Annotated in this window: 6 protein-coding genes and 3 pseudogenes; 5 read left to right on the top strand and 4 right to left on the bottom strand. The window is 59.4% G+C overall.

Going from position 1 to position 13,045, the window contains the following annotated elements; translation table 11 throughout:
• The first annotated feature begins 248 nt into the window (after nucleotides 1-248).
• Nucleotides 249-890: a UPF0149 family protein gene (locus tag ACFOJ9_RS00595; RefSeq protein WP_378976411.1), complete on the top strand. Its 642-nt coding sequence runs from the start codon at nucleotides 249-251 to the stop codon at nucleotides 888-890.
• A gap of 142 nt (nucleotides 891-1,032) precedes the next feature.
• Nucleotides 1,033-1,415, top strand: a pseudogene (locus ACFOJ9_RS00590) (DDE-type integrase/transposase/recombinase); the annotation flags it as partial.
• Nucleotides 1,416-1,599: 184 nt separating this feature from the next.
• On the opposite strand, the gene ACFOJ9_RS00585 reads toward ACFOJ9_RS00590, so the two are convergent.
• Nucleotides 1,600-5,217 carry a Ulp1 family isopeptidase gene (locus ACFOJ9_RS00585; protein WP_378976409.1) on the bottom strand — a complete coding sequence of 1,206 codons (3,618 nt, stop codon included), beginning with the start codon at nucleotides 5,215-5,217 and terminating at the stop codon, nucleotides 1,600-1,602.
• Between the two features lie 216 nt (nucleotides 5,218-5,433).
• On the opposite strand from ACFOJ9_RS00585, the pseudogene ACFOJ9_RS00580 reads away from it, so the two are divergent.
• Nucleotides 5,434-5,782, top strand: a pseudogene (locus tag ACFOJ9_RS00580) (DDE-type integrase/transposase/recombinase); the annotation flags it as partial.
• A 111-nt stretch (nucleotides 5,783-5,893) separates the two neighbouring features.
• Here ACFOJ9_RS00580 and ACFOJ9_RS00575 read toward each other — a convergent pair.
• The 3 genes and pseudogenes from ACFOJ9_RS00575 to ACFOJ9_RS00565 form a co-directional block, all read right to left on the bottom strand.
• Nucleotides 5,894-6,760: a host specificity protein gene (locus ACFOJ9_RS00575; RefSeq protein WP_378976407.1), complete on the bottom strand. Its 867-nt coding sequence runs from the start codon at nucleotides 6,758-6,760 to the stop codon at nucleotides 5,894-5,896.
• A 268-nt stretch (nucleotides 6,761-7,028) separates the two neighbouring features.
• Nucleotides 7,029-7,373: pseudogene (locus ACFOJ9_RS00570) on the bottom strand (hypothetical protein); the annotation flags it as partial.
• Nucleotides 7,374-7,394: 21 nt separating this feature from the next.
• Nucleotides 7,395-9,803 (bottom strand): hypothetical protein, encoded by a 2,409-nt coding sequence (locus ACFOJ9_RS00565; protein WP_378976405.1) that lies wholly within the window; start codon nucleotides 9,801-9,803, stop codon nucleotides 7,395-7,397.
• 1,474 nt (nucleotides 9,804-11,277) lie between these two features.
• Between ACFOJ9_RS00565 and ACFOJ9_RS00560 the strand changes: the two genes are divergently transcribed.
• Together ACFOJ9_RS00560 and ACFOJ9_RS00555 are read left to right on the top strand one after the other, a co-directional pair.
• The gene (locus ACFOJ9_RS00560) at nucleotides 11,278-11,622 is read left to right on the top strand and encodes an ArsR family transcriptional regulator (protein ID WP_378976403.1); all 345 of its coding nucleotides are present in this window, start codon (nucleotides 11,278-11,280) and stop codon (nucleotides 11,620-11,622) included.
• Between the two features lie 39 nt (nucleotides 11,623-11,661).
• Nucleotides 11,662-12,999, top strand: a complete 1,338-nt coding sequence (locus tag ACFOJ9_RS00555) for a serine hydroxymethyltransferase (RefSeq protein ID WP_378924340.1) — start codon at nucleotides 11,662-11,664, stop codon at nucleotides 12,997-12,999.
• Nucleotides 13,000-13,045 lie beyond the last annotated feature (46 nt).

Here is a 13,045-nt window from a genome sequence, read left to right as displayed (position 1 = left end):
TACTGTGTTGAGCTGATGCTGTGAACTTGCAAGAGAAAAGCAGATGGTGCGATCGATCGATCCAAGACGCGTGATACTCCGTCAGTTCATTGGCCTTTCAAGGTCGTTGCCGTGTTAGGAACATGCGTTGCGGAAACCATCTTGGCCAGTGGTCATGTGCGACCACACACAAAGGCCGCACATATGGAAGCAAGCGATCCGATCAAAAATATCTGTAAAAAACACTTGCAAGTGGGAGCCGTCCACATATGGAACTGGGGGCGCCGCGAAGAGATGCCGCTCTCCTTGGCGGCATGAGCGCGATCGATGACATGGCGCTGTCGGACGAGGCGCTCGAAGCCTGGATGGCCGCCAAGACCGCCCGCCGCCCGTTGGTGCGGACCATGTCGGCGCTGGATGGCTTCGTAACGGCGGCGGTCACCGGGCCGCGGTTCGCGGACCCGCAAGACTGGATGTGCCCGCTCATGGGGTTGCCGCGCGACGTCTTGGCCAAAGGCTCTGCAACCGATCATGCCGTGTTTGCCAGCCTCGCCAGGATCCACAACCGGCTCAACGAGACGCTGTTCGACAGACCGCAGGATTATGCGCCCCGATTCGCCACCAAGCCCAGCGGCGGCATCGACCCCCGGCCGTGGTGCCAAGGGTTCTACGCGGCCATGAATCTCAACATCAAACGCTGGAAACGGCTGCTCGACCTCGACAACCCCAACCACGGCCTGCTGCTGCCGATCCTGATCTACTGCATCGACAAAAAGGGCAGGCCCGCCCTTGGCAAGCCCCGACCGGGGCCCGAGACCGCGCATTTCATCGAGCACGAGGCCTACAAAGACATCGCCCTCGTCATCCCAGCCCTCCGCGAACTCCACTACGTCACCCACTACCATCAGTGATCGGCGCCGGCGCGCCGGCCAACGAGCGACCTACCATAGACGCATCACAAGACGATTTTGGGAGGTGCCTTGGCGCACCGCTTACGATGATGCGTCGAGTTGGAATGATCTGGGATTAGCGGAGCGTGACCGCCAATGGCATGACAGCGTCGAATGCATTTCAGCGCAACAGCGCGACCTGCCGTCGGCCAAACGCTTCTTCAGAAAGGCGCTGGAGCCTCATGGCCAACCGGATTGCGTCGTCATCGACGGTAGCCAGAGCAATCGAGACGGGATCGTTTCCTGCAAGACCACAAATCGCTTGCAGGATCGCTCCTGGAGCCGATCTGGATCCGCCGGAGCCAGTATTTGAAGGATCGAGCAGGACATCGGCACTCCAAGCGCCGCGCCCGGCCGATGCTCGGCTTCAAATCGGCGGCCACCGCCACAACCATTTTATCCGGCATCGAGATGATCCACATGATGCGCAAACGACAGGCGAGGCACAGCTACAGTCCGAACGCTTCGATCGCCGAGCAGTTCGAATCCTGCCTACTGATAGACCTCGCATCAGTGCCTCTCTGCGCCCCTCTTCAGCCGTTGCAACAAGACCCTGCGAGGGCGCTGATTACGCTCCTCGTCGGCGAGAAGCGCTCTGCCAGGCTCTATGAGAGAAGGCCGAGAGGGGACCGCGCCGGGTTGTTGGCCGCGCCCCTCAGCCGTATCGCAATCAGCCCCTGAGACGGTTTTGCAGTGCCCGCCGATCTGCGACGAGGTTGTCGAGGTTCCGCAGGTCTGCTTGCCGTCTTCCCGCCAATCGCCTAACCAGCGCCCGTGTGCCATCCACTGCAAAGACGCCGCAATCATAACCGTTTTTCTGCTGAGCCATGCTGGCGTCTTGTAGGTCGGCGCCCAGCCGTGCTGCGAGCCGTGCTGCAGGTTCATCATTGTGTCCCCGGAGGGAGTCGTAGTGATAGGCGACCGGCCTTTCCTGATTGCGGCGATCAACCAGCAGCAGCGACCAATGGTCGCCTTCGCGAATAGCACTGGCATTGTTCACTGGCAGGAACAGGAAGTCGGCTGTATCGTTACCATTCCGATCATGGACAATGCGATGGAATGCGCGTAGCGCGTCGCTATCGGCGCCGTGGTTAAGCTGAAAGGCTATCAGAGGATCCACGAACCGCGTCCGGGCGGCGAGATCCGGATTAGTCCCACGCAACTCCTGCGCCACGAACTCGTAATCCCGCTGAATATGATCGTCGCCGAGCCATTCTCTGGCTCCGAGCACCCGTCCGCGGTCGTGGGAAGAGGCACTCGTAGCCGAAGCACCGATCTGAGCATCTGGAACCGAGGATGGGCGAGGATGATGGATAAATTGAGCATCGCGGCGCCCTCGCGGCCCCAACGTGATAGAGTAGGTCTCACCGTTGATAGAGACAGGCCGCGGAACCATGCGCGGACTCGGCAACAGCATCTTGTTGTCCAGTACATCGAGCAGGAAGTCCGGAACCGGCTGCGAGCCATGCTGCCAATCCTCGCCGACGAGATATCCGATATCCTCGAGCTCCAGAGGCTCGCCTGATGGCCCGATGAAGAACGGCGGACTGGCGGCCGGACCAGGCACCTGCGCTGACTGAGCGTCGTCACGCGTCTCCTGCGGTGTGGACGGCAGATCAACGAAAGAATGGAGGCCGCGGTAGATCTCTGACGACCGAGCTGGCGCGCCCTCCGGGGTTGGCCGCATACTCGCCTCAGAGTCGGGCGGCACTCGCGGCGACCGGGTCGAGCTCGACACAGCCGTTTCGTGTCGTCCGGCCTGCGGGCCTTCCGGCGTCGGCCACTCATTTAGGTCAAAGTCTGACGGCACCCGCGGCGACCAGGTCGAGCTCGACACAGCCGTTTCGTCTCGTCCGGCCTGCGGGCCTTCCGGCGTCGGCCACTCATTTAGGTCAAAGTCTGACGGCATCCGCGGCGACCAGGTCGAGCTCGACACAGCCGTTTCGTCTCGTCCGGCCTGCGGGCCTTCCGGCGCCGGCCACTCATTTAGGTCAAAGTCTGACGGCATCCGCGGCGACCAGGTCGAGCTCGACACAGCCGTTTCGTGCCGTCCGGCCTGCGGGCCTTCCGGCGTCGGCCACTCATTTAGGTCAAAGTCTGACGGCACTCGCGGCGACCAGGTCGAGCTCGACACAGCCGTTTCGTGCCGTCCGGCCTGCGGGCCTTCCGGCGTCGGCCACTCATTTAGATCAAAGTCTGACGGCAACCGCGGCGACCAGGTCGAGCTCGACACAGCCGTTTCGTGCCGTCCGGCCTGCGGGCCTCCCGGCGTTGGCCACTCACTTGGGTCAAAGCCGGACGGGACGTGCGGCGACCACGATGGGCTCGACCCTGCAAGCCGAGGTTCCCGACTCGGCTGCTCAGGGAAGGCCACACCCAGCGCTCTGTTTGCCTCGACGACTCGTAGGTACTGCCCAAGCTTCTTGAGGTTCAAGCCAGTTCTTCCTGTGGCTTTGGTGAAGTCCCGATAATCTGCGTTCAACGACCGTCGCTGCCGTTCAGTGCCGTTGATTCGGCTTACTATGCTCTCCCTACCCGTACTTTGGAGCCAATCACTAAAGCTACGTTGGTACGAAGCAGTATTCTGGATAGTTTTTTTTCTATTTTGGGACGCCGGGTCGGATCCGAGCTTGCTCAGATCGTCGCTGACCAGGCCATCAATGATGCTGACGTCGTCAGTATAGGCATTTCCTAAGTATTTTCTAAGCTTATCGAACGATGCGGTCCGATTTGTTGTTTTAACGTAGTTCTTGTAATCCGCGTCCAGCGACGCTTTCTGCCGAGAATTGCCGCTGATTCGGCTCATTATACTACCCCTGCTCTCCCTTTGGAGCCAATCGCTAAACGAACGTAGCTTGGAAGCCATGGTTGAGGCGGGGGCCTTCTTTGCGCGAGTCGCGTCGGGTCCCAGATTGGCCCAGGCTTCGTCTTGTAGGCCATCGATGGTGGGGGCGTCCTCCGGATAAGGGTGCAATATTTCGCGCCCCATCAGGCGGGGTCCGGCACCGACTGCTTGGAGCCCCTCAGCTCCGAGCCTCCGGAGGTGAGACAGTGCCGCGTCGAGCCGGTCACGATGGTCCCCACCAGTTGCGGTGTACTCCTCGATGTCGAGGGCTAGTGACTTTGGCTCGTTAAAAGCCCGAGTAGTCAGTGGACCCTTGTTCTCTTTTAGGAGCCAACGAGCAAACGCCCTAAGAGCCTGCACATTGCTCTTGATGGTAGGCGCGGGAACCCTTCCGGCCCTTCGACCGCTGCCGCCATTGTAGGCTTTGACTGCTTCCTCGAACTGTCGGATCATCCGCTTGTCCTGGGGATGCATCGGTTGGTCTTGCGTGTCCACCCACGCGGGGGCGGATATGGGATTTCCGGCCCGGAAACGCTGGAGCACGTCCAATGCTCCACCCAAATGATTCCTGCTATTGGCGCTCGCCACTTTCGCAAAGTCATCCTTTTTGGCTTTCAGCAGATCAGCGTCGCCAAGTAGCTTTTCCAGTGTCACGCCTTCGGGTTGAAGGAATTCGCTAAACATTCTGAGAGCGGTCACGTAGTTATCAATGGTTTTAGGCTTGCGGTTCTCGCCGACCAACGCCACCTTGAATTCTTCAATGAGGCTCAGGTCCGCATCGGACTGGCGGCTCCGCTTGGCAAAATCCATGCGAGGCTCTGAATGGATCACGTACGACAGTGAGTCGCCGGACGACTTTTCGTGACGACTGCCCCCGAAGGCTTTGCCGAGCCCTGATTTAATACGAGAAAACAGTCCACGGCTCTTGCTATCCTTCGTCCGCGCCGCAAGCCGCGCTTCCGATGGTGCTGTGTAGCGCGTGCTACTGAATGGCCTGTCACGCAAGTCAGACTGCGAGGCCTTCGCAGCCGAGCCAAGGTGAACGCGAGGAATATCGACGCTGTACCGTGTACTGCTGACCGAATTGTCCAGTAGGCTGGAATGCGGCGGCATCCGCATCGAACCGCCGACGTTAGTGCGCTGGATACTTCCATGCGCCACTGCGGATCGAGTGTCGGGCGAACCAGCATCCCCGGAGCTCTCGTCAGGGGAACTGAGCTGCAAGTCGCTCAATTGCCGCTCAAAGCTCGCTTGGCCAGCAGGCTTATTGTCCAACTTTTGCCTCGCCCGCTGCTGCTCTTGCAAGGCAGCGTACTGGTGCATCCAAGCGTTGGTATTGAATGGATCGTGATTGGATTCCATGCCACTCTCCTTGATGAGATAGAACTGCCGCGTCAGATGGGATAGAATTGCCGCTTCGAAGACCTTGCGATGGTCAAACATCCATGTCTTAGCAGCGCTAGCTTTCGACGAGCTGACCACCTCCTACGGGGGCCTGTCGCGACGATCCGGGTAGCCGACAATTCGCAGATCGCCATGCCGCCTTCAGACTTTGTAAGCCTTGTGAAGTCCGAAGAGACGCGCAAGCTGGTCGATTTGGTCGTCGACAGGGATACGTTGCAACGTTTTGTTACTCGTGAGCGGCAAGGCCGATCACATCACAAGACCATCCACCGCTTGACCGCTCGTTTCGCGCCGCTATTGCTGGAGCGCTTCCACCGCAGCAAGCGCAGCGTGACCGGCAAATGGCATGTCGACGAGATCTCCACCAAGGTCCGTGGCCAGCGGATGTATCTCTATCGCGCCATCGACAATGTCGGCGATACCGGCGAATTCTATTTCGGCGAGCAGCGCTGGAGCGTCGTGGCCGACCGGACCGCATCGACATCGACGGTAGCCAGACCAATCGGGAGGCGATCGTTTCCTGCGACACCACAATCGCTTGCAGGATCGCTCCCGGCGCCGGCTGAAGCCGATCCGGATCGGCCGGAGCCAGTGTTTGACGGATGTATGGACAAGGGCCGTTCTGCTCCAATGTCCTGGGGGTGCTCTGTCCTGGGGGGGTGCTCTCGAGCGCACAAAAAGGACAAAGCAACCACCGGTGATTCGCTCTCTTTCATTACCGATCCTGGTTCAAATTGAGATTTTTGAAATACCAAGACGGGTCATCATCGGACGAGTTTGTCTCAAAGCTTGCTTCGCTGGAATTGGCCCCAATGCTTACTTCGCTATCGGCATCATAGCCCTCGGCATTGGACAGATATAGAGGAGGTTTGTCAGCCCGCTGCCATTCACCGTCACTATTCTTCACCCATTTTTCGGGATGCTGTGTAGGATCAAGTATCCACCGATTGTCACCCACGTGAACAAAGCCCATTTGGTCTAGGCGGGCTTCATTTTCCGTCGCGGCAGGTCGTGACATGACCAGCGCCTGATTGCCGTCGAGCCGAAGTTGATGTTCAAGCAAAATATCGCCTGCATTGTCGGCTAGCGGATGAGTAACCCGAAGGTCTACGACGGATGTGATCCGATCTTTCCCAGGAAACTGTTCCCGCCACGATTCTCCTTCGATGCTAAATCCGCCTTCTGTTCTTAAGATCCCAACGCTTTTTTTGCCTAGCTGATAACTAAAGTATCGCGCCTCTTCCGTATCATCGTGGGTACCACCGCAGAGCCTTGCAACCATTACCGTGCGCGCGGCTTTTGAGGACACGAAATCCGTGTACTCTTGCGGATTGTCCGCGATTTGTTTGATTTCATCGCCGTAAAATTCCCTCACTTTCCTACCGAATGAAGACCTGTCGATCTCGACGATAGGAGGCTGGGAAACGAGCGCGTATGGCCGTGCGGGCGCTGAAGACGAACTAGCATGGAGATCAGGCGCCATGCTTGCAATTGTTTCCCCAAAGCTATCACTGTCGTTAGACGGCGTTGTTTCGTTAGCTTCGCAGGCGCTTGTAGATGAGCCACTGATTCGACTGTACATGGCAATTCGTTTCCCTTTTTGGCATGAATCTTTGGAAGTGAGCTTGGGGCGTTGGGTTGCGCTCGAAAAGATACTCGAACGAGCTGACAGTGAGCTGATCCGCACGTAAGAGTCGTTGCCGCGCGGCGACGCGCTGTTTGATCTGCACGTTCTCATCCAATTCCTGGGCCTTCAGCATCTCGCGCAGCGCATCGCGGAGCGGAACAGCTTGCGGATTGATGCTGGCGCGCTTATCGGGAATGCTGCCGGCTCGATGCCGGCATCAGCCTCGGAAACTATCTTCGGGCAGTCGAACGGCAACGACGAGATTGGTCGACCTCGCAATACGCTCTCGCGCTCGGCTATCGATCTTGTCCATGATGTCGAATACGTCATGAACACTGCGAACCCGCCCGGCTTCAAGAGATCGATCGAGCGCGATGCAGTAGTCATGAAGACGCAAACCCATCGAGCGATAGGCGCGCTCGCATCGTACCGCGCGATCGTATAAGGGCGGACCAATGGGGATCGAAACTCGCCGGCAGCTTGGTGCGGGCGAAGTCGCCGGTGAGGATGCGCGCGGCTGCCGCAGCCGGACGACGCGTGCGATCACCGGATCGAGCTCGATCCCGGTGGCACCGCGAGAGGTCCCCACCTATATCCAGCGTCGAGCAGCCCGCACCGACCGGTGCTCCGCCTCGGCAAGCGGGTGGTGTGGCTGGCCGCCAGGCACTGTGGTCAACAAGGACTTACAGAACGCAGGGGTGAGCTTGCCGCGGTGGATCACGACGTTCTCGTGACCGATCGCAGCCCGGGCGTCCTGCCACTGCCGATTGTGGCCGCGCTGTTCATTGGACTTGACGTGGCAAGCGGCGAAGTCGGCGTCATCCAGCATCGCCAACTGCCCTGCAAATACCGGTTGCTGTGTATGGATGTGCACCCACATCGGCCTCGGCATTGCACCATTGCGCAGCGCCTTGGGCTGCAGCCTGATCTCGAACAGTGTCCCTGGCTCGTCCCTCAACGCGCGTGGTCGATCGGCAGGCGTCAACTCGTTGGCCTCCCGCAAGTGTTCAAGGTACTTTTGTGACGGAAAGGCGTAGGTCTTCATGCATTCGATCGAAGTAGAGGCCTTTTCCTCGGTCAAAGCCTTGGCCAGTCCCCGCGCTTCGGACAACATCCCCTTGAGCTGGACTGTTTTGTCGTGCACTTCGACCACTTGCGCAGGCGTGAATAGGCCGCGTCGACGAGGTTCCTCCAACGCAGCCAGACAGGCCTGCATCTCGGTGGCCTGCGTCTGCAGGCGCTCGACCACGGTGTCCACGGCGTGGTCGGAGTCCTCGGGTTTCATCTGGCGCGCTCGCGAGACGGTCCGTTGCTGACTAGCCAGATCGAACTGCAAAAGTTCGTCCAACCGCGTGAGTCGTCCCGTCAGGGCCGCCCTCGACGCCGGGGTCTGCCAGATCGCCAAATGTGCAGCCGCCGACGACGCACTTGCATGCGCCTCCTTTGCGCTCACGAGCTTCTTCGTACCTAGATCCGAGCGCACGAGAACCTTGGTTGCTGGCGCCGTGACGCTGCCGCCGGCAGCGACTTGCGGCCGCCCGGTAGCCGAGCTGCCGGCGCCAGCGGCCTGCTTGCTCTTGCCTTTCCCCTTCCTGCGCGATGCAGAGCCTTCGGCCACTGCAGCCTTGCCGTCGGCCGGTATCGCAGCGCCGGCGTCAGCCCACGGTGTAATGACGGCTGAGGTATTCGGCTGCAGTGCCAGCAAGTGCATAACCTCGTGCGCAGTGATCCAAGCGTCGTCCACGATCTGGCCCAACAGTTGCAATGGGAGGTCGGCACATGTTCGGCCATCGCTTAGCTTGGCAACGATGTCGTCTTGCAACGCCAATGCAAATTCCGAAAGCCGCTCCATGACGCCTTCCAGAACGGCACAGTGCTCTGCGTCGAGTGGGCGCCCATTGCTCTTCAGAACAGCGTCGGACGTAGAGAGGAATGCCGGAAAAACGTCACCGACGAAGGTTCCCAGCAGACGCACCCGTCCCTTCTCATCCATGAGGATGTCCCTCACGGCTGGTTCGAACGTGCTCGCCAGCGGCTCAATCTTGACCTGCGCGAGAGAGATCCGCGATTGCACCAGCGTGACCTTGTTATTCACTAGCCAGCCGGTGTGCAGCCGCAGGGCGGCCTGTTCGACCTGTCGGATCTCGGTAGTTGCACTTGGTAAGTTGACAGTGGCCGCGCAGACGGACCGCATCCGTTCGCAGCGCCATGTCTTCTTTTCCCACCACTCCATGCTGAGCACATGGGGCTGCGCTAGACTGGAAACCGATCGGCTCAGCTGGTCGCCGGTAGCGCTGGCTTGGAGCCCCCTGAGCAGGGCGGTCGTACGCTCCTTGCTCTGTTCCAAGGCGTAGATAGTCGGTCTGCCCAGTTGGTCGCATTGGTCCGCCGCATCGAGCACAGTGGAGCGGACTTGACGCGCTTCATCGTCGGACAGAATGCTCCGCGCCACAGCCTGTGGCAGGCTCGCGTAGTAGTCCAGAACTGCTGAGCCTGCATTGACCACCCGATCGATCAGCTCTTGCGCCTCCTCCAGGTTCCGGGCCTTCATGGCCGCATTGCGGCAAGCCTCCAGTTCCTCCTGCAGGCCGTCCACTCGTTGCTTTGCCGCGTTGATTTCTTCGCCTCTCAAGGAAATGGGGACTGCCACATCCCAGGTTGGCGGCTGGCTGGCTCCAGCCTCGGACATTGAAGGATAACCGCGGCGGCGCGCAGTGACAGCCCGCCTCGTAGTGGCTGTATGTGGGCTTCGATGCGCGCCAACGGAGGGACCGGAAGGCCCATCGCCAAGGACATCATCGGCACCGGGCGGAACGCGAGCGAAGGATGTGCCGCTATCTTGAGGTCCAGAGCGCATTTGCTCTACGACGGAATCGAACGATTGGCTGCCTTCCCCAGGGGCAAGATTTGATTGCGAGCGTGAACTGCTCGATGCCCATGTGCTGTCGGTTCCAGCATTGCCCATGCGCGATCTTCCGGGTCGGCCAATGCCCGTCATATTCCATCTCCGATGGTGTTGGGGCTGATCTCGGTCAGCCGTGGTGTTTCAGAACTTCGGCGTATAAGTGTGATCGCCCAGATGAAACGTGGCATGAGGTGTGAAGACCAGCAGCATGGCCGTCGACCGTCGCGGTCAGCCCGGGGCCGGACGGCGCGGCCTACATCCTGGCCAAGCTCACCTTAGCAGTAGCGGCCAGGACTCGCAGCGATCGCCTCATGCCGCACGTCGACGCGATCTGGCGTCGCAGATCTTCTGGAAACATGCCAGGATCGAGCCCGTCAGACCAAACCACGAAAGCCAAAATCTGACATGCTTTCCTTCCTCCAATTGTTGCCCAAGGCTCCTATTAGGAGGTCTAACTTTCGAGAAGCTGACGACTCCAAGAGCCAATGATGGCGACATTGATTGGCCCTATGGGCGGTGCATCCTGCGTCCGAGCATCCCTGCCCGGCAGGATCAGCAGAGCTTGCGAGTACTGCGCAGGATTCACAGGTCTGAACGCGAAAGGCGACAAGGGGAGCAGCTCTCGCTCGGTTGCGAGTTCGCCTTCTCTTGCTGGTACCTTTTCTTGCCCGGCACCGCCTAAAACGCCCCTGCGGTTCAGGCCGGCGCGACCCAAACTATTGCTTTATGGTCGTCGTCCCAAAACCACTGCGGTCTTTGGCGGATATGCATTAGCCAATAAAAAACCGGCCTCAGCGTGCTTCTGATGCCGGCCATTCAGGTCTTGGGATCGTCGCACCCGATTTCCAGGGAAACCGAGTTGGTTCGATCCGACGCTGACCCGTAGTTGGAGGGCTGGGGGTTTACGAGCCGGTGCCGGACCGAACCGTCTCAGGCAACGCCGACTGTCTCGTTGGAGATTGAGGCGGCGGCGCAGCTAAATTCCGGCGACAATGCGTCAAAGCATCACCAATTCCAACAGCCACTTCGCAAACGTGACTGGATGTTTCCGAAATAGCGGTGCCGGCTCTCGTAGCCGGCCTTGGTGCCGAGCGAAGGGTCGAGCATGCCGGATCACGGTGGCGGGACGCAGGACGCAAACCATCCGCAATATTGATCCGTCTGCATGAGCCGGCCACGCGCGCGCCGCGATTATAGCCGTGCGCTTCGGCCAGCGCGAACTCGACCAGATCCTCAGGCCTACGAACGTATGGCAGCAGTCGTTGCAACAAATCCTTCAAAGAAATTCGTAGAGTCTTTGCAACTCCACCCCCCCGCGAATGGTACGCATGTCGCATGATGGAAGTGGGGATCAAATCATGGTGCTGCATGCTCTCCGAGGGCCGAACAGCATGCATCTCGGTTTTGAAGGCAGGTCAATAAAAGCCCCCACCTTGGTTGCGGCCCAACGTGTAAACCTTGGTCCAAGAAGCTATTGGTTTCGGAAGCTGTAGCATCTTCGGAGACGCCAAATGACGAAGTCAGCAGGACCAGTGCCGCAATTTTTGATGTGGCTTGATGCTTACCAATGATGACACTAGTCAATCGCCTGAGGACGGCAGCGCATCTTGATCGACTTCGAATCCTTGGCCTTTGCGCACACGCGAGCCTAACGGTTTGCGAGCTAGCGAAAGTTCTGGGGTTGCGGCGCGAGCTTGTTGGACGACACGTCCGGCGGCTCGCCAAGGCTGACTTTCTTTGCTGCAACGAACAACGTCGGGGGTCTTCGTACCATCTCAAAGCGGGAGGCAGGGACGGCGGGCTGGTTCAATTGTTGATTGATCTCCTGCCCCACGACGATGGCTATCATAAACGAGACCTGCAACGCCTCGAAGAGATACGAGATGCGCGGTCCAAGGAGACCGCCTGCTAGCCGTGAGAAGGATCAATCCAATTGGAACGGGAAACTGCCATGGAAAATTCCGCTGCCAGTGCAAGCGCGCCGCTCGACACCTACGGACGGTCTCCCCTGGCCGCGGTTGATTCCCGCGTTCACGAACTGCTTCAAAAACAGGTGCGGCAGGAGCGTACGACGCTCAAACTCATCGCATCGGAGAACTTTGCCTCCTCGGCGGTGCTGGAAGCGACCGGCTCGATTTTCACCAACAAATACGCTGAAGGGTACCCTGGTGCGCGCTATTACACGGGAAACGAGATCGTCGATGAGCTGGAGAACCTCGCTATCGAGCGCCTGAAGGCGCTATTCGGCTGTGAGCACGCTAACGTCCAGCCTTATTCCGGCTCGCCGGCCAACCAGGCCATCTATCGAGCACTTTTGAGCCCTGGGGATAAGGTCATGGGCTTGCCCCTCCCCGAGGGAGGCCATCTCACGCATGGTTGGTCGGTCAACTTCTCCGGCAGTGATTATCAACGCGTCCCCTATGGCCTGCACGAAAACACGCAGCAAATTGATTATGACGGCTTGCGCGACACGGCCAAACGGGAACGGCCGAAACTCATTTGGGTCGGCGCAACTGCTTATCCGCGTGTCTTTGACTACGCGGCAATGGCCGAGATCGCTTTGGAGGTGAACTCCTATCTGGCGGCCGACATCGCACACATCAGTGGCCTGATTGTCGCCGGAGCCCACCCGAATCCTGTCGGCCATTGCGACGTCGTCGGCAGCACGTCCCACAAGTCGATACGCGGTCCACGCGGTGGGTTCATTTTGTCAAGGAATGAAGACCGCCATCAGGCGCTCCATCATCCGAAGAACAAACACAATCTCGCCAAACGCATAGATCGCGCGGTGTTCCCTCTCCTGCAAGGCGGGCCCCATATCAATATCATCGCCGGGCTAGCTGTCGCTTTGGAGGAAGCCTCTCACCCGGCTTTCCGTGTCTACGGTCAGCAGATCGTCAAGAATGCCAAGGCTCTGGCCGAGGCGCTTCTGGAGCGAGGTTATGAGCTGGTCACCGGCGGGACCGACAATCACATGCTGATCCTTGATCTTCGGGATCGACCATTGTCAGGCAAAGCCTATGCCGAGCGACTGGCAAAGGCGGGCATCATTACGAACTTCAATATGGTGCCGGGCGACCCGCGAGACCCGGCGGTCACAAGTGGTATCCGCTTAGGCACACCAGCAGTGACGTCCATGGGCATGCGCCAGGGAGAAATGGTGCAGATCGCCGCTTTCATCGACCTGATCTGCCGCGAGCCCGCCGACCCAGATGTTCATGCCTCGGTGCGAAAAGACGTTGCCGACTTCTGCGCTGCCTTCGATGTCCCTGGTATCACCGACCGATAAGACGGCCGAATCCAGCGCACTCCCATACAACTCCAGCACCCAGAAG

The organism is Mesorhizobium cantuariense (assembly GCF_042647205.1).
GTDB lineage: Bacteria > Pseudomonadota > Alphaproteobacteria > Rhizobiales > Rhizobiaceae > Mesorhizobium > Mesorhizobium cantuariense.
This window is presented reverse-complemented; position numbering and strand designations above follow the sequence as displayed.